Raw genomic sequence first — 19,811 nt, 5'->3', positions numbered from 1 at the left:
GACACGCCATGGCGTGTCCTTGTGATTTCAGGTCTTCAGGGTTTTGTCTTCGGCTGTTTGGCTGTTCGGTATCCGGGCCCCTTGTGTATGCGCCGAGGAGCGCAGGTCCAGACGGATCAGGGCAAAAACGTGTTTGAGCGAAGCGAGTTGTTTTTGACCCCGTCTGGACCGAGCACCACAGGCTGCCCCGTAGCGAAGCGGAGGGGACGCAGACACCAGGTCGCCTTTTCTTTTGCTTACTTTTGGTGTTTGCGTAACTTCGCTGCGCGAAGTGAGCAAACCCCGCGCGCGTAGCGCGCCTTTTGGCGAACAAAAGAAAACCCGCTTTGCGGGTTTCGATAAAAGTGAGTTGCCGCCGGGCAACCCCCGGCCAGCTACCGATAGAAGAGTGAGCAGACGAAGCAGAGGTAGAGAGGGGAAAGCGCGCAAGCCGGCGCAAGACCCGGCGAAACCTCAGCTTACCAACGCCAAAGCCCCAAAATCCCCAACCCTCTCACCGAGGCCGGCCTCCACCAACTCAAACTCATCCGTCAACGCAGGCAGCTTGCCGTGGATTTGCGCACTCAGGCGAGGCAGCAAATACGCCCGGTGGTTCCAGAACACGCCCCCGCCCAGGCTGATGCGTTCCAGGTCCAGGGTGGCGACCATGTTGTAGAGGCCGCGTCCCAGCACGCGGCACAGTTCGTCGACGATGGCCTGAGCGGCCGCGTCGCCGGATTGGGCGGCGGCGAACAGCGCGGAGGCGCCGGGGTAGCCCGCGCCGGCAAAACGCCTTGCGATGGCGTTACCGGCCACCACGCCCTCCAGGTCGCCCATGTTGCCGCAGCCGCACAGCGCGTCGCTGTGGTCGCTGACAAAGGTATGGCCCGCGTGGCCGGCGTTGCCGTGCTTGCCGCGCAGGATGCGGCCATCCACGCACAGGCCGAAACCTATGCCGGTGCTCCAGGTCACGTAGGCGCAGTGGCTGTACCCCTGCAGCGCGCCCCAGCGGCGCTCGGCCTGCAGGGCACCCACGCCGTCGTTCTCGATGCGGAGTTTTTCGGCGAAGCGGCTGCGCAGCGGCGCTTCGAGGGGCACGCTGACCCAGTCGTTGGGCAGGCCGCGCGCGGGGCCGGCCATGCCGCCGCAGATGTTGGGGTTGGAAATCTCCAGCATGCCGTCCACTGCCACAAAGGGGCCGCAGGACGATATGCCCAGTGCTTCAATATCCTGTTCGCGGATGCCGGCGGCCTCGCAGGCCTTGCCCAGCATGCGCAGCACCTGGCGCACCACGGTGTCGGGTGGGCCGGCTTTTTCAGTGGGCTCCACAAGCCGGGACTGCAGGGCCAGGGTGGCCTGGTCCAGGCTGAGTTCCTGCCCGGCCTCTATCAGGCTGACGGCGATCTTGGTGCCTCCCAGGTCGACACAGGCTTTCATGACAGGACTTTTCCTCAAAGAATTTTGGCTATCAGGCTGGCCACAAAGCTCAACAGGATGGTGGTGGTCAAGGGGATGAACCACTCCCGCCCGAACAGCCGAAAACGCAGGTCACCGGGTAGCTTGCCGAAGCCGAGCTTCTGCAGCAGCGGGCTGAACCAGCTGATCAGCATCAGGGCCAGGAAGATGACGATGAACCAGCGGATCATGGTGGCCAGTTTAGAGCGTATGCATCCGGTCGCCGGCAGCAAAGCCGATAGGCTCCCAGACCGGACGGCCTTTGGCCCCAAAGGCGATCACCTTGAACAGCTCGCCCATTTCGTGCTCGGCGATCAGTTTTTGCACCATGGCGCGCTGCTCCAGCGGCGCGCCCTCCATGCCGTCGACCAGGCCGCAGTTGAGCAAAAAGCGCCCCTGGCTGGTGTAGCCCAGCACTTCGAGCCCGGCCTCCTGGCCCGCCAGGGCAATGCCGGTGAAGTTGACGTGCGCGGTGATGTCCTTGCTGCCCACCTCGGCCAGCGCATCGGCGTCCGCCAGGTGGCCGCGGTGGCACATCACGGTACCCATGCTGCGCTGCGGGTGGTAATACTCGTGTTCCGGAAAGCCGTAGTCGAGCAGAAAGACCGCTCCGGCCTCCAGCCGGTCGGCCAGGGTGGCGACAAAAGCTTCAGCCTGGGGATGGATTTCGGTGAGGTAGTCATGCGCACCCTCCACCCCGGCGGGGGGGCGCAGTCCGGTGCGCTGGTCGGCGTAGAAGAAACCGCCGTCCCGCACCACCACGCCGCGTTCATGCCAGTCGCCTTTCAGGCGCGCCAGCAGCTTGACCGGCATGGCATCCAGCACCTCATTGCCCAGTACCACGCCGCGCATCGTCGGCGGCAGTTCCGACGCCCAGCGGACCTTGTCGCCGTAGGCGGCCAGCCGCTCGCGCTGGCGCGCCTGGAGGCTGCCCGACAAATCGACGATGGTGTAGCGCTCAAGCTGCGGCCCCAGCGCCTCCAGCACCTGCTGGGCCAGCGCGCCCGAGCCCGCACCGAACTCCCAGATCTGCGCCGTGCCCGTTTCCCGCAGGGCCTGGGCTACCTGGCGCGCCAAGGCCTGGCCGAAACGCGGCGAAAGCTCGGGCGCGGTGACAAAATCGCTGCCGCTTTCGGGCATCAGGCCGAATTTGCGCGAATCGTTGGCGTAGTAGCCCAGCCCCGGCGTGTAAAGGGCCAGGGCCATGAATTCGTCAAAACCCAGCCAGCCGCCGGCAGCCTCAATGGCCTTGCTTATGTGGGCCGCAAGGCCGGTCGTTAAAATGGGGGTATCGGTCGTCGAGGTCATGGGGTCACCACTCGCCATTGTCGGCGATCCCCATGGCCTCTTCACACTGGCCCTTGCCTCCTTTTTGCTCCTTTTGAGCCCCAAGCCCACCCATGAACCCAGCGCCGTCTTCCCTCCCCGTGGTCCTTGTGACCGGCGCTGCGCGGCGGCTGGGGCGCGAGATCGCGCTGGCGCTGGCGGCCGGGGGCTGGCAGGTGGCGGTGCATTACCGCGGCTCGGAGGCCGAGGCCCGGCAAACCGTCGCTGATTGCGCCAGGCTGGCGGGGGCTCCGGCCGCTTTCCAGGCGGACCTGGGTGATGAGGCGGCAGTGCGCGGCCTGCTGCCGGCCGTTGTGGCGCGCATGGGGCGGGTTGATGCGGTGGTCAACAACGCCTCCACTTTTGAAGAAGACAACGCAGCCAGTTTCGGCTTTGCGGCCCTCGACAAACACATGCACAGCAACACCGGCGCCGCCGTGCTGCTGGCGCAGGCGCTGCATGCCCACATCACGGCGCGTGGCGAGGGCGCGAAAGGTGAGCAGGGCGCCCAGGGCGCCGTGGTCAACCTGCTGGACCAGAAGCTCTGGAACCAGAATCCCGATTTTTTCAGCTACACCCTCTCCAAGGCCGCGCTGGAAGCGGCCGGCACCATGCTGGCGCAGGCGCTCGCACCCCTGGTTCGGGTGGTCGGCGTGGCGCCCGGCCTGACGCTGACCAGCCATTTGCTGAGCGACGAGCAGTTCCAGGCCAGGCACAAACTGTCGCCGCTGGGCCGCTCCTCCACGCCTGCCGACGTTGCGGCCGCGGTCAAGTTCGCGCTGGAAAACCGCTCCATCACCGGCACCACGCTGCTGGTGGACGGCGGCCAGCACCTGATGAAGTTCGACCGCGATTTTTCGCTGATGTGAAGCTGCGGCAACAGCTGACACGCCCCCCTTTTCCTCACCACAGACTGGCGCCATGTTCAACACCCGGGGAACCCAGATCCTGCACCTCACCGGTTTGCGCTTTGACGCCAACCTGGGGATTCTGGACCATGAAAAAACCGCGCCGCAGCCCATTCAGGTCGATGCCGAACTGAACCTGGGCACGCAGCCGCTGCTGCCGCATGACGACGACATCCACCATGTGCTGGACTATCGCAAGGTGCGGCAGATCATCATCAGCGAGTGCACGGCCGAGCACATGAACCTGCTGGAGAGCCTGATCGGCAAGCTGGCACACCGGCTGATGCAGCTGCCCGGCGTGCTGGGCGTGCGCGTGAAGATTGCCAAACTTGAAATTTTTGACGACTGCGAAGTGGCCATTCGCGTCGAGACGGGACAGTGGTAAGAAATATGGGAGCGAACGATATGAATGCAGTCTGGGATGAGGCCGTTGCGGAGTATGAGCAGCAGGAAAGCTCCGCGCGCGTGCAGAACAGCATGAAGATAGAGCGCGAGGACCACAAGCTCGAAAAGCGCCTGTGCCGCGAGGTCGGCCGCGCGATTGTCGACTTCAACATGATTGAAGAGGGCGACAAGGTCATGGTCTGCGTCTCGGGCGGGAAAGACAGCTATGCCATGCTCGACATCCTGCTCAAGCTGCAAAAGCGCGCGCCCATCAACTTCGAGCTGGTGGCCGTCAACCTGGACCAGAAGCAGCCCGGGTTCCCCGAACACATCCTGCCCGAGTATTTGAGCAAGCTCGGTGTGCCTTTCCACATCGAAAACCAGGACACCTACAGCATCGTCAAGCGCGTGATTCCCGAGGGCAAGACGCTGTGCTCGCTGTGCTCGCGCCTGCGCCGCGGCATCCTGTACCGCGTGGCCGGCGAGCTCGGCTGCACCAAGGTCGCGCTGGGCCACCACCGCGACGACATGCTGCAGACGTTTTTCCTCAACATGTTCTTCGCGGCCAAGCTCAAGGGCATGCCGCCCAAGCTGGTCAGCGACGACGGCAAGAACGTGGTGATACGCCCCATGGCCTACGTGACGGAAAAAGACCTCACGCGCTGGGCCCAGGTGCGCGAATTCCCCATCATTCCGTGCACGCTGTGCGGCAGCCAGGAAAACCTGCAGCGCAAGCAGGTCGGCAACATGCTGCGCGAGTGGGAGAAAAAATTCCCCGGCCGGCTCGAGAACATGTTCGCCTCGCTGCAGAACATCGTGCCCTCGCACCTGATGGACAACAAGCGCCACGACTTCAAGAACATCAAGGCCACCGGGGTGGCCGATGCCGATGGCGACAAGGCTTTCGATGCCGAAGAGTTCCAGGAGCCCCGGCTACCGGGTGTTTCCGTCATCGGCATTCATTCAAGCTGAGTGACTAGATTGATTCATTGACTGATCTTCAACGCTTTCATCATGGAGGCTTTATGAGACGCGCACTTACCGCCATTTTTTCGACAGCCGTCCTGGGGCTGTTGATGAGCGGCTGCTCCACGGTCCGCGTGGTCGACAGCGACGTCACCGCCTTCTACAACTGGAACGGCCCGCCCCCCGCCCCAGCCACGCCTTATCGCTTTGAGCGCCTGCCCTCGCAGCAGGCGGTGGGCTCGCCCCAGGATGCCATCGAGGGCTTGGCACGCACCGCGCTGGCCAAAGTGGGAATGGAGCTCAACGCGCCCGCCGCACGCTACAGCGTGCAAATCGTGGCCAACACCCAGATCGTCGACCGCGGGCCGTATGGCTACAGCCCCTACGGCGGTTTCGGCTTCGGAAGCGGCGTGTTTGTGGGCGGCGGCAGCCGCGGCGCCTCGGTCGGCCTGTCGTTCCCGATTGGCGGCGGGATTGCCGAGCCGCCTTATTTCAAGCGCGACCTGAGCATCGTGATGCGCGACCTGCGGACCAACCAGATCGCCTTTGAGACCCGGGCCCTGCACGACGGCGTCTGGGGCGACACCCTGGCCGTGCTCCCCGCCATGCTGGATTCGGCCCTGCGCGGCTTCCCGCAACCACCCGCCGGCACGCGCCGCATTAACGTGGAGATTCCCCGGTGATACGACCCCCACACTTTTCAGTTTGCGAAACAGTTCTGCACCAGCCTGAGCCGCGGAACCGGCTTTGCCGGGCCGCAGGCGGGCGGCCCCCTCGGGGGGCAGAAAGCCACACGCAGTGGGCGAACGTGGGGGCCTCATGACCATGGAACCGACGCGCATTATTGCTATAAGGCATGGCGAAACGACGTGGAACGTCGATACCCGCATCCAGGGCCACCTGGACATCCCGCTCAATGAAACCGGCCGCAGGCAGGCCGAGCGCATGGCGCTGGCGCTGGCCGACGAACCCATCCGCGCCATCTATGCGAGCGACCTCACACGCGCTTGGGAAACCGCCCAGTACCTGGGCCGCATCCAGGGTATCGAAGTGACGCGCGAAGAGGGCTTGCGCGAGCGTGGCTTCGGTGACTTTGAGGGCAAGACTTTTGCCGAGATCGCAGCCCTGCTGCCTGAGCAGTCCATGCGCTGGCGCAAGCGCGACCCCGAATTCGCGCCGGCCGGCGGTGAGTCGTTGATCGCCCTGCGCAGCCGCGTCATTGCCACGGCAGAGCGCCTGGCGGCCGCGCACCCGGGCGAGCTGATCGCGCTGGTCGGCCACGGCGGCGTGATGGATGTGCTCTACCGCGCTGCGACGCGGCTCGATATCCAGGCGCCGCGCACCTGGGAACTCGGCAATGCGGCCATCAACCGCCTCCTTTGGACCCCCGAAGGCTTTACGCTCGTCGGCTGGGCCGACACCCAGCACCTGGACGATGGCACACTGGACGACAGCGCATTTCCCGGCGGAGAGACCCGAAACCCGTTGGGTGCGCAACAATAAATACCAAAAGAGATAAGACGCACCCATGAGTACCACGCCCACCCGCCTGGCCGAACTGATCGGCAAGCCGGTCAACGATATCGACACCCCCGCCCTGGTCATCGACATGGATGCGATGAAGCGCAATCTGGCGCGCATGGCCGAGTTCGCCAAAAAGCACAACATCCGCTGGCGCCCGCATGCCAAGCTGCACAAAAGCGCCACGCTGGCCAAGATGCAGGTGCGCGCCGGCGCGGTCGGCGTCTGCGTGCAGAAGACCTCCGAAGCCGAAGCCATGGTGGCCGGCGGCGTCACCGACGTCTACATCAGCAATGAAGTCATCGCCCCCGCCAAGCTGGCGCGCGTGGCCTTGCTGGCGCAGAAGCTCGCGGCGCAGGGGGGCCATCTGGCCATCGCGGTCGACAGCACCGAAGGCGTGATTCGCCTGGCGCAAGCCATGACCGAGGCGCGCAACGCCACAGGCGTGGCCACCGTGATCGACGTGTTCGTCGAGATCGATGTCGGCCAGGGCCGCTGCGGCGTTGAGCCCGGCGCCGCCGCCGTCACGCTGGTGCTGGAAATCCGCAAGCATCCGCCCTTGCGCTTTGCCGGCCTGCAGGCCTACCACGGCAAGGCCCAGCACATGCGCAGCGCCCACGAAAGGCGCGACGCCATCGCCAAGGCGGTCGAGGCCGTGGTGCTCACGCGCAAATTGATCGAGGCCCAGGGCATCACGGTGGATCTGGTCACTGGCGCCGGCACCGGGAGCCTGATGCTGGAGGCCGCCAGCGGCGTCTACGGCGAACTGCAGGCAGGCTCTTTCATGTTCATGGACGCCGACTACGCGAAGAATGAGCGCGACCCGGCCCAACCGCAGTTCGAGCATGCGCTCTTCGTCAAGACCCAGGTCGTCAGCACGCACGGCGAACACGCGGTGTGTGATGCCGGCCACAAAAGCCACGCGATCGATTCCGGCCTGCCGCTGGTCCATGCCTTCGACACCGAAAGCGAGCTCGAGTATTTCAACGGCGGCGACGAGCACGGCATCCTGCGGCCCGCCGGCGACAGCAAGCGACTGCCCGGCCTGGGCCGCATGCTGTGGCTGATCCCGGGGCACTGCGACCCGACCGTGAACCTGCACGATTTCATGATCGGTGTGACGGGCGGCCTGCGCAGCGGCACCGTCCAGCGCATCTTCCGGGTCGACGCGCGCGGCGCGCTGACCTGATTTTCCCGTTTCGTTTTTAGAAATTCACGCCGTAGACGGCGTACATGGGCGCAGCCGCGCCGTTGATGCGCCCGCCGCGGTACTCGGCTTCGCGCGCCGACTGCAGCACGGCTTCATTGAGTTCGGCATGCGTGGACGACAGCACGCGCGCATCGAGCAGCTTGCCTTCGGCATCCAGCAATGCAATCACCACAACGCGGCCGTGAATGCCCTGCGCGCGCCAGGCCTGCAGCGCGTCCAGCGCGCCGGGCTTGCGCACGCGCGCGATGGAAATCTTCTGTCCCGCGCCGTCGCCGTCCTGCATCTTCGGCGCCTGCGGATGGTCGGCGTAGAGCTTGCCCATCTGCTTGAACAGCTCGGGAAATTCCGGCAGGCTGGAGGTCGCCGCCAGCGGCACGGCCGGGTTGGGTGTGCGCGGTGGGGTCGGGTTGCTGGTCGCCGCGCAGCCTGCCAGCAGTCCGACCAGGGTCACGCTCCGGACAGCAGGCGCCATGTGGCGGCTCACAAAATGCACTGGTAGTTTCATGATCAATCGGTGCGGGCCTTAAGGTCGTGCGGGCCGAGAACGAATGCGCAAGACACTAACACCGTGCCGTACGCCATGCTGGTAACCGCGCCCCACCATGACAGGAAGTTCCATGCGTTATAGCGGCCTGGGTTGGCGTTCAGCTCATTCGGGAACTTCACAGAGGCTCCGGCAAGTCCGCGGGCGGCGCCATAGTCAAAAGCTGCCTCACCCAGAAAATAAAGGCCTGCTACACAAACGGCCAGCCCCAGGAAGAAAGGAAAACCTCGGGGCCACCAAGTGCTTTTGAGGAAAACGACGAAGAGCCCGAAAAACGCTGCGCCCGCGACATAGAGTTTGCTCGTCACGTGGGGTGACGCCAACGGCAGCAAGTCGCGCCAGAGCCAGGCCAAGGGCGCAAAAAACCATTCTGCTGTGGGCGCCAGTCCATCCCAGCGCCCCCACGGCTTGGCATCAAACACCGTCACCACCACCGCGACACTCCACGCGGTAGCCCAGGCGACATAACACATCATGCGGAAACGACGGCAGAAATCCGCTGAAGCCTGCGACCAGTGCCACTGCACAAGTTGATTCGCCCAAGCCATCGCAAGCACCAAGGTACCGGCTGCCGCCAGCCAGGCAGGCATGCCGTGCAGCATGAAGAAGCCAGTCATCACAAACACGGGTAAATGACCGAACACCAGCCCGCTCAGGGCGTAGGAAACAATGACAGTCGCCGTCAGGCCTAGAACCACCGAGTTATAGAAACGCCATACCGCGCCGATTTCTGACCAGTAGGGATCGGCTGCAGGCGATATCGCCACCCACCGTCCCATGCTCAGGCGCTAAACATGTCGTTGCCGCTGGCCGGCGGCGCCACGCCCAGGTGGCGGTAGGCGGCCAGCGTGGCGATGCGCCCGCGCGGCGTGCGTTGCAGGTAGCCCTGCTGGATCAGGTAGGGCTCGATCACGTCTTCAATCGTGTCGCGCTCCTCGCCTATGCTGGCGGCGATGTTGTCCAGGCCGACCGGCCCGCCGTCGAAGCGGTGGATCACGGCTTCGAGCAGCTTGCGGTCCATCACGTCAAAACCCTGCGGGTCCACGTCCAGCATGGCCAGCGCCTTGTTGGCGATGTCCAGCGAGATGTGGCCGCTGCCCTTGACGTCGGCATAGTCGCGCACGCGGCGCAGCAGGCGGTTGGCGATGCGCGGCGTGCCGCGCGAGCGGCGGGCGATCTCAAAACCGCCATCCTCGTCGATGGGCGCGTTGAGCAGCTTGGCGCTGCGCCGCACGATGCGGGCCAGCTCGTCGGGCGTATAAAACTCCAGCCGCGCGACGATGCCGAAGCGGTCGCGCAGCGGGTTGGTCAGCATGCCGGCGCGTGTGGTGGCGCCCACCAGGGTGAAGGGCTGCAGGTCCAGCTTGATGCTGCGCGCCGCCGGGCCTTCGCCGATCATGATGTCGATCTGGTAGTCCTCGAGCGCGGGGTAGAGGATTTCCTCCACCACGGGGCTCAGGCGGTGGATTTCATCGATGAAGAGGACGTCGTTCTTTTCAAGGTTGGTCAGCAGCGCCGCCAGGTCCTTGGGCTTTTCAAGCACCGGGCCCGAGGTCTGCCGCAGGTTCACGCCGAGCTCGTGCGCAATGATGTGGGACAGCGTGGTCTTGCCCAGGCCGGGCGGACCGAACAGCAGCACATGGTCGAGCGCCTCGTTGCGCTTTTTGGCCGCGCCAATGAAGATTTCGAGCTGGTCGCGCACCTTGGTCTGGCCCACGTATTCATCGAACAGCTTGGGGCGCAGCGCGCGCTCAATGGCCTCCTCACCGGGTGAGGCCGGCGCGGCCGACATCACGCGCTTGGCGGGCGGGAAGTCGCCGGGGGAGAAATCGTCAGTCTGGATGGTCATGGTCAATTACCTATCTCGGCATATGCAGTCGCCAGGCGTTCATGGGCTCTCTTGCAAACGCGCGCATGTCATCTGAAACCCAGATCACGGGCCGCTGACGATCCAAATTGTCCATACGAGTTTCTGTCAAATACATCAGGTGACGCAAGCTTAGCTCGGGCTTGAACTGCGACACCCACGCACGAATGAAGGCCGTGGTTTTTCCGTCAGGGTTACATCCATCGGACTTCTGATTTCTCTGTGAAGACGCCACAATTACTCGTTTGGGAGCCCTCAAAGCCTCGGCCCATGAACCCGAGTAACAGGAGGCGACAAAAATCAGCGTCCGCCTTTCGTCGAAGGGTTTCAAAATCTCACGAAACTCTTTTTCCCGTAGCCCCCATAACTCAGATGCTGAAGCGCCTGCTTCCAGGTAATACGGGCCACCATGACTGCTCACTGCCAGGACGAATAGGTCATCCGATTTTGCGGCCTTCGCCACTTCTTCGACTGCGGTTTTGAAGTTTGCAAATGTGGCTCGTGGCCATTCTTTTTCAAGCTTTCCATTTCCCAACTTCACTGATACCAAATCAGGATCGAGACGTCGAAGTACAGACTCAATGCCGAGAACATCGCCCCAGAAAGCCGTTGAGTTGTAATGCAGCGCGACACCGACATACCAAATTCTGGCAGTGGAGCGCTGGGGATTTGGCCGCCCTGCTGACTCTACTTGTTCCGTAACGGTTAGCGCCTGTACCCCACCGAAACTCATTCCCAGGAATAAAAGCGCACCGACAAGCTGCAATCGAAAACCTATCAGCTTGAACACAAGGGATTGCATTCTGTCTATTTTGCCAAGGCTTTCAACGCCAGCTTGATGCCGTCGCTCACACCAATGTCTTTGGGCAAGGCCTTGAGCGCCAGCGCGGCATCGCGGTCGCTGTAGCCCAGCGCCACCAGGGCCTGCAGGATGTCGGACTGGGCGTCGTTGGCCACGCTGACCTGCACGCCGATGTCGGCACCCAGCTTGCCCTTCAACTCGAGCAGCAGGCGCTCGGCCGTCTTTTTGCCGATGCCGGGCACCTTGATGATGCGGCCGGGCTCCTGCTGGGTAACGGCCTGCGAGAGTTCCTCGACGCTCATGCCGCTGAGGACGCTGAGCGCGGTGCGCGGGCCCACGCCGGAAATCTTGATCAGCTGGCGAAAGGCCGCGCGCTCGGTGGCGCTGCCGAAGCCGTAGAGGATCTGCGCGTCTTCGCGCACCACGAAGTGCGTCAGCAGGCTGACTTTTTCGCCCAGGCCGGGCAGGTTGTAGAAGGTGCTCATGGGCACCAGCACCTCATAGCCGACGCCGTTGCAGTCCACCAGGATTTCGGGTGGATTTTTTTCGGCCAGCTGGCCTGAGAGTCTTCCAATCATGGGCAAATCTTATCAGCCGTGTCTGGTGCCACGCCAGGCGAGAGGTCCATCAACCGCGCGAGTATCGGGGCGGGGACGGATTCAACCGGAATTCCGGTATTTTCGGCAAAACGCCGTGGTCTATAGAATCCGGCAAAAGAGGGGGRTTCCAAGAAATGTCGATTTATCGATTGAAGCCGCGTTTTCAGGCGCTGCTCAGGCCTCTGGTCAGGTGGCTGCACGCCTTGGGCGTGACCGCAAACCAGKTCACGCTGGCGGCCTGCGCGATCTCAACGACCCTGGGCCTCTGGCTTTTCTTCACGCAGCCCGCGCGGGCCGCCTTTGCCTGGATTGCGCTGTGGATGCTCGTGCGCATGGGCTTTAATGCGATTGACGGCATGCTGGCACGCGAGCACGGACAGCAAAGCCCCCTCGGTGCCTTTCTCAATGAACTGACCGACGTTGTGTCGGATGCGGCGCTTTATCTTCCTTTTGCCCTGGTGGCGCCATTCAGTCCTTTCTGGCTCGGCACCGTGATCATGCTGGCCGGCCTCAGCGAATTCGCGGGCGCCCTCGGGCCCACCATAGGCGCATCGCGCCGCTATGACGGCCCGCTGGGGAAAAGCGACCGGGCTTTTGTCTTCGGTGCGCTGGCGCTGTATGTTGCATCGGGCGGGCCCTTGCCCGCATGGGCGGCCTGGCTGATGCCGCTGCTTGCCGCTCTGACTGCATGGACCATTGTCAACCGGACGCGCCTGGCCGTGGCCGAAGCTTCCGCAACACGCCAACCCACCACAAAGGACTGAATGAGCACTTCACGCATCCCCGAAGAGCGCCACTTTGCCACGCACGACGGGCAATCCCTGTTTTACCGGCACTGGCCTGCCACGCAAGGCCCGCGGCGCGGCGCTGTCGTGCTGTTCCACCGCGGCCACGAGCATGGGGCGCGCATGGCGCACCTGGTGGATGAACTCAATCTTCCTGATTTCGATTTTTTCGCATGGGATGCGCGCGGCCACGGCCGTTCACCGGGCCAGCGCGGCTACAGCCCCAGCTTCGCGACCTCGGTGCGCGACGTCCAGACCTTTGTCGACCATATCGGCGAGGCGCATGGCGTGCCGGAGCGCGATATCCATGTCATCGCGCAAAGCGTGGGCGCGGTGCTGATCGCGACCTGGGCGCACGACTACGCGCCCAGGGTGCGCGGGCTGACGCTGGCGTCGCCGGCCTTCAAGGTCAAGCTCTATGTGCCGTTCGCGCGCGCCGGGCTGGCATTGATGCACAAGCTGCGCGGCCTGTTTTTCGTCAACAGCTACGTCAAGGCGAAGTTCCTCACGCACGATCCCGCGCGCATCGCGAGCTACGAAAGCGACCCTTTGATTTCGCGCCCCATCGCGGTCAACATCCTGCTGGACCTGTACACGGCGGCCGATCGCATCGTGGCGGACGCCAACGCCATCACGCAGCCGGTGCAACTGCTGATCTCCGGCGCCGACTGGGTGGTGCACCACAAACCGCAGCACCGCTTCTTCGAGCGCCTGGGCAGCGCCGTGAAAACCAAGACCGAATTGCCCGGGTTTTTTCATGACACGCTGGGTGAAAAGGACCGTGCGCCGGCCGTGCTGGGCATACGCAATTTCATCCTGGAGCGCTTTGACGCGCCCACACCGGCTGTCGACCTGCGCGAAGCCCACCTGCGCGGTGAAACGGCCGACGAATCGCGCGCGCTGGCCGAACCGCTCTCACCCTTTTCGCCGCGCGGCGCATACTGGGCCCTGACCCGCGGCAGCTTGCGCCTGGGCGGCCTGCTTTCGCGCGGCGTCAAGCTGGGCCATGACACGGGTTTTGATTCCGGCAGCACGCTGGACTATGTCTACCGCAACCGGCCCGAGGGTGCGGGCCCGCTGGGCCGGAACATCGACAAGACCTACCTCAATTCGATTGGCTGGCGCGGCATCCGCCAGCGCAAGATCCATGTGGAGGAGCTGCTGCGCGAGGCCATGGAGCGCCTGGCCGCCCAGCACCGCGAGGTTCGGCTGATGGACATCGCGGCCGGCCACGGCCGTTATGTGCTGGACGCCGCGCTGTCCAGCCCGGTAAAGCCGGCTTCCATCCTGCTGCGCGATTACAGCGACATCAACGTGCGCGACGGCCGCGCGCTGATCGCCGAAAAAGGGCTCGCGGGCATTGCGCAATTCGTGCAGGCCGATGCCTTCGACCGTGACAGCCTGGCGGGCGTCGTACCGCGGCCGACGGTCGCCGTGGTGTCGGGGCTTTACGAGCTGTTTCCCGACAACGCGATGGTGCGCCGCTCACTTGCCGGTGTCGGCGATGCGGTGGAAGAGGGCGGTTACCTGGTTTACACAGGCCAGCCCTGGCATCCGCAGCTGGAAATGATTGCGCGGGCGCTCACCAGCCACCGCCAGGGCGAAGCCTGGGTCATGCGCCGCCGCACCCAGGCCGAAATGGACCAACTGGTGGAAGAAGCGGGCTTTCGCAAGATCGCGCAGCGCATCGATGAGTGGGGCATTTTCACGGTTTCCCTCGCGGTCCGCGGCGGCGCATGACAAGCTGGTTCGCGCAACGCCCCTGGAAGCGCGCGGCCGCGTGGCTGGCGCTGCTCGGGCCGCTGTTTTACGCCGCCTACGGTTTCGCCAACTGGTGGGCCGCCTCCCGCGCGTCGGTGCCGACAATGGCCTTCGACTGGGAGCGCTCGCTGCCGTTCTGGCCGTGGACCATCTTTCCCTACTGGACGATCAACGTCTTTTATGCCTTGTCGCCGTTCCTGGCGCGTGACCGCCACACGCTGGACCGGCACGGCGCGCGCCTGTTGACGGCGACCTGCCTGGCGGTGGCCTGTTTTGTGCTGTGGCCGCTGCGCTTCAGCTTCGGCCAGCCGGAGGTCAGCGGCGCGCCGGCCTTTCTGTTCAATGCGCTGCGCAGTTTCGACCAGCCTTTCAACCAGGCCCCCTCGCTGCACATTGCGCTGGCCGTCATCCTGTGGGACTGGTACCGCCGCCTGATCACCGCCCCTTGGGCGCGCGCCGTGTTGCATCTATGGGCGTTCGCGATCTGCGCGTCGGTGCTGACAACCTGGCAGCACCATTTCATCGACATTCCAACCGGCGCCTTGCTGGGGCTGGTCTGTGTCTGGCTCTGGCCGCTGGAAAGGGTGGCTTCGGTGCCGCAGGGCTGGCGCCTGGCGCGCGACGGGCGGCGCTGGAAGCTGGCGGGGCTTTACGCCGCAGGGGCATTGGTCTTCCTGGCTGCGGCGCTTGCCCTTGGCGGCATGGGCCTTTGGCTCGCCTGGCCGGCCGCGTCACTGGCGCTGGTGGCCTTCAACTATGCGGGGCTGGGGGCGCGCGGTTTCCAGATGGACCGTCGTGGGCGCATGCGCTGGGCCGCGCGCTGGCTGCTGGCGCCGTATCGACTCGGCGCCGCGGTCAACGCGAAGCTGTGGACGCGCCGGCTTCCGGCATCGGTCGAGGTCGCACCGGGCCTGCGCCTCGGGCGCATTCCGGCGCTCGCCGAATGGGAGGCTGCGGGACGCCCCCACCTGGTAAGCCTCAGCGCCGAACTGCAGTTGCCGTTCGCGCAGGGCGTGCGGTGCGTGCCGATGTTGGACCTCACCATACCGGCGCCGCAGGATTTGCGGCGCGCAGCCGTCCTGATAGAAGGCAGCCGGCGTGCCGGCAGTGCGGTGTGGGTGTGCTGCGCGCTGGGATTTTCGCGCAGCGCCGCCGCGACCATCACCTGGCTGCGCCTGCACGGCGCGGCCGGCAGCCTGCAGCAGGCCGAAGGGCTGGTGCGCCAAGCGCGGCCGCAAATCGTGCTGGGCGCGGCGTGGCAGCAGGCGCTGGACCACGCCACCCGCCGGACGGCAACATGAACGACATGGATCGCGCACTGTGTTCCGCCACCGCCAGGCTGCTGCAGGCCAACCGCATAGCGGCCATGTGGGGACTGGCCCTGAGTGTGTTGGCGATCGCCGTCCTGGCCCTCACGGGGCGCTCATTGCCCCTGCTGTCCGCGCTGGGTTTTGGCGCGGTGGCGCTGGTCGGCGTGCTGGAACGCTACCTCGCCTTCCGGTTGTATTTCGATGCCGGCCTGTTCAAGGACCTGGCCGGCGGCGCCATCACCTCGCTGAGCGATCTTGACGGCGCGCTGCAGCGGTTGGGCTTGCGCCCGGCCACCGGCCGGCCGCGCGCCCTGGAGGATCGTGTGGCTGGTGCGCGCCAACTGTTGGGGCGCCACGCCATTGCCGTGGCCTGCCAGAGCGGGCTGTTCCTGCTGGCGCTGCTGACGCAGGACCTGCGCTGACCGCGCTCCATCCTTGAAAGGACTTGTTTCACATGAGTAGACCTCCTCAAAGCGGCCTGGGCCTGGCGGCCACCGCATCAGCCTGGCTGATCGTGCTGGCGGCCCGTCTGCTGACCGGCGTGCGCGGCATCTGGGCCGGCACGACGCCCAAGGCGGAGCAGACGCTTTATTTCGCCAACCACACCAGCCATGGCGACTTCGTGCTGCTCTGGGCCACGCTGCCGGCGGACCTGCGGGCCATCACGCGGCCGGTGGCGGGCCAGGACTACTGGGATGCCTCGGCGCTGCGGCGCTTTATCGGCAGGGACGTATTCAATGCACTGATGATCCGGCGGGACGGCGCGGTTGCCCAGGCTGGATCCGACCCGGTCGGGCAGATGACCGAGGCGCTACTCGCCGGAGACTCGCTCATCATGTTTCCCGAGGGCACACGCAACACCGGTGACGACGTGCTGCTGCCGCTCAAAAGCGGCCTCTACCACCTCACGCGCGCCTGCCCCCAGGTGCGGCTGGTGCCGGTCTGGATAGAAAACTTGAAGCGCGTATTGCCCAAGGGCACGCTGGTGCCGATTCCGCTGGCCTGCAGCGTGCGCTATGGAGCACCCATAACGCTCGCCGAAGGGGAGGACAAAGCCGCCTTTATCGCGCGTGCGCGCAAGGCCATGCTTGACCTGCGGCCGGAATACGACCGGGCGGAGGAGGTGACGCCATGAACTTCTCGCCGTCTACCCAAACCACGCTGATGCTTTTCGCCGGCGTCTTCGGCGTGCTGCTGTTTGCCTCCACCGTGGGCGCGCTGCTCAAATGGCGCGTCGCGCGCGGCCAGCCGCACTCGGTGATCGACAACCTTAACTCCCGCGTCAACGCCTGGTGGGTGATGATCGGCGTGATCGGGCTGTCTTTTGCCTGCGGCAGGAACGGCGTGATCGTTCTGTTTTACCTGATCTCGTTTTACGCACTGCGCGAGTTCATGAGCCTGGCCTACACGCGCCGGGGCGATCACCATGCGATCGCGGTCGCCTTTTTTATCGCGCTGCCCGTGCAGTATTTCCTGATCTGGATCGAGTGGTACGGGCTTTACTCCATCTTCATCCCGGTCTATGCCTTCCTGGTGCTGCCCATCCTCGCGGCAGTGGGCGGTGACACCAAGCGCTTTCTGGAACGCACGTCGAAAGTGCAGTGGGGCTTGATGATCTGCGTGTTCTGCATCAGCCATGTGCCGGCGCTGCTCACGCTGCAAATCCCGGGCTTTGAAGGGCGCAACCTGCTGCTGATCGCCTTCCTCGTGATCGTGGTGCAGGGCAGCGACGTACTGCAGTACGTCTGGGGCAAACTTTTCGGCAGGCGCAAGGTGGCGCCCGAGCTGTCTCCGTCCAAAACCTGGGAGGGCCTGGTCGGCGGTGTTGCCAGCGCCACCGCGCTGGGGGCGGCGCTTTACTGGACGACACCCTTTACCCCCGGGCAGGCGGCGCTCATGGCCCTCACCATCTGCATGATGGGGTTTTTCGGCGGGTTGGTGATGTCGGCCATCAAACGCGACCGCGGCGTGAAAGACTGGGGCACCATGATTGAAGGCCACGGCGGCATGCTCGACAGGCTGGACTCGGTGGTCTTCGCGGCGCCCATCTACTTCCATGCACTGCGTTACTGGTGGGTACCGTAGGGGCGGGTTCACCACCCGGCGCGGGCCGGGCCCGGCAGGCCCCACGGCCTTGATATTGGAGAGACAATCACCCATCTGCCAGTATCCAGCCGGCCAGGCCTGGTGCAACCCTCCCGGAAAGCCCGCCCTTGATTCTTCGCCACACCTTTACACCGCCCAACAACACCCGCATGGGGCATCTGTGCGGCCCCATGGACAGCCATATCCGCACCATTGAGGCGGCGCTGGACGTCACGATCGCGCACCGCTTTGAGCAGTTCAAGATTGACGGCACCAAAGTCAAGGCAACCTTGGCGCTGGAAGTGCTGCAGGCCCTGTATGAAATCGCCCAGCGGCCCATAGAGCCCGAAACCGTGCAGCTGATGCTGGCTGGCGACACGGCGCTGAGCACCGCGCCCGACGGCGGCATCACGCTGGCCACCCGGCGCGCCGACTTGCGCGCGCGCACCAACAACCAGGGCACTTACCTGGAAAACATCGCCACGCACGACATCACCTTCGGCATAGGGCCGGCGGGCACGGGCAAGACCTACCTTGCCGTGGCCTGCGCGGTCGATGCGCTGGAGCGCAGCACCGTGCAGCGCATCGTGCTGACACGGCCCGCGGTCGAGGCCGGCGAGCGGCTGGGTTTTTTGCCGGGCGACTTGAGCCAGAAAGTGGACCCTTACCTTCGTCCTCTGTATGACGCGCTGCATGAACTGATGGGCTTTGAGCGCGTGCAAAAGGCTTTCGAGCGCCAGCAGATCGAGATCGCGCCACTGGCCTTCATGCGCGGCCGCACGCTGAACCATGCTTTTGTCATCCTTGATGAAGCGCAAAACACCACGCCCGAACAGATGAAGATGTTCCTGACGCGGATAGGTTTCGGCAGCAAGGCGGTGGTGACGGGCGACGTGAGCCAGGTGGACTTGCCGCGAACACAGCTCAGCGGCCTGGTGGATGCCGAACGTGTGCTCAAGCGCGTCAAGGGCATTGCCATCACCCGCCTGACCAGCGCCGACGTGGTGCGCCACCCGCTGGTGGCGCGCATTGTCGACGCATATGACAAATCACCGGGCGCCGCCGCACTCAGCGGGGAAGCTGCCACGGAATCCACCGCGCCCCCTGCCCGCCGCGCCGGCGCAAGGAGCCGCAATGGCTCTTAAGCAGCTCAGCCTGTCGCTGCAATTCGGCGACTTGAAGAATGCCGCGCGCCACCGCGCGGCATTGCCGCGCCACAGCGTGGCCCGCTGGATACGCCACGCGCTCGCGCATGACGGCGAGATCACCGTGCGCATCGTCGACGCCGAAGAAGGGCAGTCGCTGAACCGCGACTACCGCCGGCGCGACTACGCCACCAACGTACTGACCTTCGATTACACGCAGGAGCCGGTGGTCACCGCCGACCTGGTGTTGTGCGCGCCCGTGGTGGCCAAAGAAGCCAAGGACAACAAGAAGACGCTGCAAGCCCATTACGCCCATTTGCTGGTGCACGGGACGCTGCATGCGCAAGGCTGGGACCATGAAACCGGCGTAGAAGACGCCGAAGCCATGGAGGCGGAGGAAATCCGCATCCTGGCGGGCCTGGGTTTCAAGAACCCCTATCGCTGACTTTCAGGCCGCTCGTTCTCAGGACTTCCACTTGTTCAGGTAGGTGGCATAACCGGCGCGCCAGGAAGGGGTGCCGGGCATGCCAATGCTTTCATGCACCACGGAAATCGGCCAGGTGCCCATGCTGAGCCCCAACTGCTCGGCTTCACGGCAAAAGTCGAGGTCGTAAAAATGGAAATCGAAGCGCTCGTCAAAGCGCAATCCTTTTTTTATCAGTAACTCGCTATTGCAGGCCAGCAGCAGGCCGTCCAGCAGCTTGACCGGCCGGCCCGAGGGGCCGAAGACGGTGAGATTGGGGGAGGGAAAGCCATCGCCATGGGCCACCGTGCCGCTGAGGTTTTCGCTCGCGTCCAGGGTGAACTGCTCATCCACAATGGCCCAGCCTGGCTGGCGTGGCACGCGGCGCACGTTGCCGGCCAGGCCAACGATGTCAAATTTCCGCAGTCCTTCCTGCAAACGGTCGGCCCAGAAAAAGTCGCAGAGATGCACGTCGTCATGGCAAAACACCATCAGCGCCGGTTGCGCTCGCGCTTCTTCGATAGCCTGGTTGTAGACAGAGGGCAAGCCCGCGCTGTTGCTTTCGAATACGCGTACCTGTATGCCGCCGTGCCGGTAATACAGCGCCAGCGAGCGGCCTAGCGCCGTGCCGGTGAAAAAATTGTCAAAACTGGAGCGCGTCGCAACGACAAAACGGATCATGGGATAACCTGGAATATTTG

General features: G+C 64.5%; 23 protein-coding genes. 14 read left to right on the top strand and 9 right to left on the bottom strand.

Features of this window, described 5'->3' with window-relative positions; genetic code table 11:
* Window positions 1-453 precede the first annotated feature (453 nt).
* The 3 genes from AC1DXS_RS17380 to AC1DXS_RS17370 are packed head-to-tail and all read right to left on the bottom strand — an operon-like array spanning window position 454 to window position 2,742.
* Window positions 454-1,416 (bottom strand): ROK family protein, encoded by a 963-nt coding sequence (locus AC1DXS_RS17380; RefSeq protein ID WP_477738723.1) that lies wholly within the window; start codon window positions 1,414-1,416, stop codon window positions 454-456.
* A gap of 14 nt (window positions 1,417-1,430) precedes the next feature.
* Window positions 1,431-1,625, bottom strand: coding sequence for a DUF2905 domain-containing protein (locus tag AC1DXS_RS17375; protein WP_477738722.1), 195 nt, complete (start codon window positions 1,623-1,625; stop codon window positions 1,431-1,433).
* Window positions 1,626-1,635: 10 nt separating this feature from the next.
* Window positions 1,636-2,742: a class I SAM-dependent methyltransferase gene (locus AC1DXS_RS17370; RefSeq protein ID WP_477738721.1), complete on the bottom strand. Its 1,107-nt coding sequence runs from the start codon at window positions 2,740-2,742 to the stop codon at window positions 1,636-1,638.
* Window positions 2,743-2,834: 92 nt separating this feature from the next.
* Between AC1DXS_RS17370 and AC1DXS_RS17365 the strand changes: the two genes are divergently transcribed.
* The 6 genes from AC1DXS_RS17365 (at window position 2,835) to AC1DXS_RS17340 (ending at window position 7,728) form a co-directional block, all read left to right on the top strand.
* The gene (locus tag AC1DXS_RS17365; protein WP_477738720.1) at window positions 2,835-3,629 is read left to right on the top strand and encodes an SDR family oxidoreductase; all 795 of its coding nucleotides are present in this window, start codon (window positions 2,835-2,837) and stop codon (window positions 3,627-3,629) included.
* A 52-nt stretch (window positions 3,630-3,681) separates the two neighbouring features.
* A complete protein-coding gene (locus AC1DXS_RS17360) occupies window positions 3,682-4,053 on the top strand; it encodes a dihydroneopterin aldolase (protein ID WP_477738719.1) in 372 nt (123 codons plus the stop codon).
* Between the two features lie 20 nt (window positions 4,054-4,073).
* Window positions 4,074-5,024: a tRNA 2-thiocytidine(32) synthetase TtcA gene (ttcA, locus tag AC1DXS_RS17355; RefSeq protein ID WP_477738718.1), complete on the top strand. Its 951-nt coding sequence runs from the start codon at window positions 4,074-4,076 to the stop codon at window positions 5,022-5,024.
* Window positions 5,025-5,077: 53 nt separating this feature from the next.
* Window positions 5,078-5,701, top strand: a complete 624-nt coding sequence (locus AC1DXS_RS17350; protein WP_477738717.1) for a DUF4136 domain-containing protein — start codon at window positions 5,078-5,080, stop codon at window positions 5,699-5,701.
* 142 nt (window positions 5,702-5,843) lie between these two features.
* On the top strand, window positions 5,844-6,521 hold the full coding sequence (locus AC1DXS_RS17345) for a histidine phosphatase family protein (RefSeq protein WP_477738724.1): 678 nt from the start codon (window positions 5,844-5,846) through the stop codon (window positions 6,519-6,521).
* 25 nt (window positions 6,522-6,546) lie between these two features.
* Window positions 6,547-7,728 (top strand): DSD1 family PLP-dependent enzyme, encoded by a 1,182-nt coding sequence (locus AC1DXS_RS17340; RefSeq protein WP_477738716.1) that lies wholly within the window; start codon window positions 6,547-6,549, stop codon window positions 7,726-7,728.
* A 16-nt stretch (window positions 7,729-7,744) separates the two neighbouring features.
* Here AC1DXS_RS17340 and AC1DXS_RS17335 read toward each other — a convergent pair whose 3' ends face one another.
* The 5 genes from AC1DXS_RS17335 to ruvA are packed head-to-tail and all read right to left on the bottom strand — an operon-like array spanning window position 7,745 to window position 11,540.
* A complete protein-coding gene (locus AC1DXS_RS17335) occupies window positions 7,745-8,254 on the bottom strand; it encodes an energy transducer TonB family protein (protein WP_477738715.1) in 510 nt (169 codons plus the stop codon).
* Between the two features lie 2 nt (window positions 8,255-8,256).
* On the bottom strand, window positions 8,257-9,072 hold the full coding sequence (locus AC1DXS_RS17330; protein ID WP_477738714.1) for a hypothetical protein: 816 nt from the start codon (window positions 9,070-9,072) through the stop codon (window positions 8,257-8,259).
* Window positions 9,073-9,074: 2 nt separating this feature from the next.
* Window positions 9,075-10,142: a Holliday junction branch migration DNA helicase RuvB gene (gene ruvB / locus AC1DXS_RS17325; RefSeq protein ID WP_477738713.1), complete on the bottom strand. Its 1,068-nt coding sequence runs from the start codon at window positions 10,140-10,142 to the stop codon at window positions 9,075-9,077.
* A gap of 10 nt (window positions 10,143-10,152) precedes the next feature.
* A complete protein-coding gene (locus AC1DXS_RS17320; protein ID WP_477738712.1) occupies window positions 10,153-10,962 on the bottom strand; it encodes a C13 family peptidase in 810 nt (269 codons plus the stop codon).
* A gap of 5 nt (window positions 10,963-10,967) precedes the next feature.
* Window positions 10,968-11,540 carry a Holliday junction branch migration protein RuvA gene (gene ruvA, locus AC1DXS_RS17315; RefSeq protein WP_413328966.1) on the bottom strand — a complete coding sequence of 191 codons (573 nt, stop codon included), beginning with the start codon at window positions 11,538-11,540 and terminating at the stop codon, window positions 10,968-10,970.
* A gap of 155 nt (window positions 11,541-11,695) precedes the next feature.
* Here ruvA and AC1DXS_RS17310 point away from each other — a divergent pair, with 155 nt between their 5' ends.
* The 8 genes from AC1DXS_RS17310 to ybeY all read left to right on the top strand — a co-directional run bounded on the left by AC1DXS_RS17310 (window position 11,696) and on the right by ybeY (window position 19,092).
* Complete coding sequence (locus tag AC1DXS_RS17310; RefSeq protein ID WP_477738711.1) at window positions 11,696-12,325, top strand: CDP-alcohol phosphatidyltransferase family protein; 630 nt, start codon at window positions 11,696-11,698, stop codon at window positions 12,323-12,325.
* Entirely contained in the window at window positions 12,326-14,086 is a 1,761-nt protein-coding gene (locus tag AC1DXS_RS17305; protein WP_477738710.1) for a bifunctional alpha/beta hydrolase/class I SAM-dependent methyltransferase, read from the top strand. It begins immediately after the preceding gene.
* A complete protein-coding gene (locus AC1DXS_RS17300; RefSeq protein ID WP_477738709.1) occupies window positions 14,083-15,408 on the top strand; it encodes a phosphatase PAP2/dual specificity phosphatase family protein in 1,326 nt (441 codons plus the stop codon). Before AC1DXS_RS17305 ends, AC1DXS_RS17300 begins: the two co-directional genes overlap by 4 nt.
* Window positions 15,405-15,839: a hypothetical protein gene (locus tag AC1DXS_RS17295; protein WP_477738708.1), complete on the top strand. Its 435-nt coding sequence runs from the start codon at window positions 15,405-15,407 to the stop codon at window positions 15,837-15,839. The genes AC1DXS_RS17300 and AC1DXS_RS17295 overlap by 4 nt, the downstream gene beginning before the upstream one ends.
* 32 nt (window positions 15,840-15,871) lie before the next feature.
* Window positions 15,872-16,552, top strand: coding sequence for a lysophospholipid acyltransferase family protein (locus AC1DXS_RS17290; RefSeq protein WP_477738707.1), 681 nt, complete (start codon window positions 15,872-15,874; stop codon window positions 16,550-16,552).
* Window positions 16,549-17,502: a phosphatidate cytidylyltransferase gene (locus AC1DXS_RS17285; protein ID WP_477738706.1), complete on the top strand. Its 954-nt coding sequence runs from the start codon at window positions 16,549-16,551 to the stop codon at window positions 17,500-17,502. The genes AC1DXS_RS17290 and AC1DXS_RS17285 overlap by 4 nt, the downstream gene beginning before the upstream one ends.
* A gap of 128 nt (window positions 17,503-17,630) precedes the next feature.
* Entirely contained in the window at window positions 17,631-18,647 is a 1,017-nt protein-coding gene (locus tag AC1DXS_RS17280) for a PhoH family protein (RefSeq protein WP_477738705.1), read from the top strand.
* The gene (ybeY, locus tag AC1DXS_RS17275) at window positions 18,637-19,092 is read left to right on the top strand and encodes an rRNA maturation RNase YbeY (RefSeq protein ID WP_477738704.1); all 456 of its coding nucleotides are present in this window, start codon (window positions 18,637-18,639) and stop codon (window positions 19,090-19,092) included. Before AC1DXS_RS17280 ends, ybeY begins: the two co-directional genes overlap by 11 nt.
* Window positions 19,093-19,110: 18 nt before the next feature.
* Here the strand turns inward: ybeY and AC1DXS_RS17270 are convergent, their stop codons facing one another.
* The gene (locus tag AC1DXS_RS17270) at window positions 19,111-19,791 is read right to left on the bottom strand and encodes a hypothetical protein (RefSeq protein WP_477738703.1); all 681 of its coding nucleotides are present in this window, start codon (window positions 19,789-19,791) and stop codon (window positions 19,111-19,113) included.
* Window positions 19,792-19,811: the final 20 nt, after the last annotated feature.

The organism is Polaromonas sp. P3_B1, assembly GCF_056402935.1.
This window is presented reverse-complemented; position numbering and strand designations above follow the sequence as displayed.

Coding starts and splice junctions, on each gene's coding strand:
- AC1DXS_RS17295 (WP_477738708.1), top strand. CDS start 15,405: ATGAACGACATGGATCGCGCACTGTGTTCCGCCACCGCCAGGCTGCTG.
- AC1DXS_RS17340 (WP_477738716.1), top strand. CDS start 6,547: ATGAGTACCACGCCCACCCGCCTGGCCGAACTGATCGGCAAGCCGGTC.
- AC1DXS_RS17290 (WP_477738707.1), top strand. CDS start 15,872: ATGAGTAGACCTCCTCAAAGCGGCCTGGGCCTGGCGGCCACCGCATCA.
- AC1DXS_RS17320 (WP_477738712.1), bottom strand. CDS start 10,962: ATGCAATCCCTTGTGTTCAAGCTGATAGGTTTTCGATTGCAGCTTGTC.
- AC1DXS_RS17380 (WP_477738723.1), bottom strand. CDS start 1,416: ATGAAAGCCTGTGTCGACCTGGGAGGCACCAAGATCGCCGTCAGCCTG.
- AC1DXS_RS17345 (WP_477738724.1), top strand. CDS start 5,844: ATGGAACCGACGCGCATTATTGCTATAAGGCATGGCGAAACGACGTGG.
- AC1DXS_RS17365 (WP_477738720.1), top strand. CDS start 2,835: ATGAACCCAGCGCCGTCTTCCCTCCCCGTGGTCCTTGTGACCGGCGCT.
- ttcA (WP_477738718.1), top strand. CDS start 4,074: ATGAATGCAGTCTGGGATGAGGCCGTTGCGGAGTATGAGCAGCAGGAA.
- AC1DXS_RS17335 (WP_477738715.1), bottom strand. CDS start 8,254: ATGAAACTACCAGTGCATTTTGTGAGCCGCCACATGGCGCCTGCTGTC.
- AC1DXS_RS17360 (WP_477738719.1), top strand. CDS start 3,682: ATGTTCAACACCCGGGGAACCCAGATCCTGCACCTCACCGGTTTGCGC.
- AC1DXS_RS17375 (WP_477738722.1), bottom strand. CDS start 1,625: ATGATCCGCTGGTTCATCGTCATCTTCCTGGCCCTGATGCTGATCAGC.
- AC1DXS_RS17285 (WP_477738706.1), top strand. CDS start 16,549: ATGAACTTCTCGCCGTCTACCCAAACCACGCTGATGCTTTTCGCCGGC.
- ruvB (WP_477738713.1), bottom strand. CDS start 10,142: ATGACCATCCAGACTGACGATTTCTCCCCCGGCGACTTCCCGCCCGCC.
- ybeY (WP_477738704.1), top strand. CDS start 18,637: ATGGCTCTTAAGCAGCTCAGCCTGTCGCTGCAATTCGGCGACTTGAAG.
- AC1DXS_RS17370 (WP_477738721.1), bottom strand. CDS start 2,742: ATGACCTCGACGACCGATACCCCCATTTTAACGACCGGCCTTGCGGCC.
- AC1DXS_RS17330 (WP_477738714.1), bottom strand. CDS start 9,072: ATGGGACGGTGGGTGGCGATATCGCCTGCAGCCGATCCCTACTGGTCA.
- ruvA (WP_413328966.1), bottom strand. CDS start 11,540: ATGATTGGAAGACTCTCAGGCCAGCTGGCCGAAAAAAATCCACCCGAA.
- AC1DXS_RS17305 (WP_477738710.1), top strand. CDS start 12,326: ATGAGCACTTCACGCATCCCCGAAGAGCGCCACTTTGCCACGCACGAC.
- AC1DXS_RS17350 (WP_477738717.1), top strand. CDS start 5,078: ATGAGACGCGCACTTACCGCCATTTTTTCGACAGCCGTCCTGGGGCTG.
- AC1DXS_RS17270 (WP_477738703.1), bottom strand. CDS start 19,791: ATGATCCGTTTTGTCGTTGCGACGCGCTCCAGTTTTGACAATTTTTTC.
- AC1DXS_RS17300 (WP_477738709.1), top strand. CDS start 14,083: ATGACAAGCTGGTTCGCGCAACGCCCCTGGAAGCGCGCGGCCGCGTGG.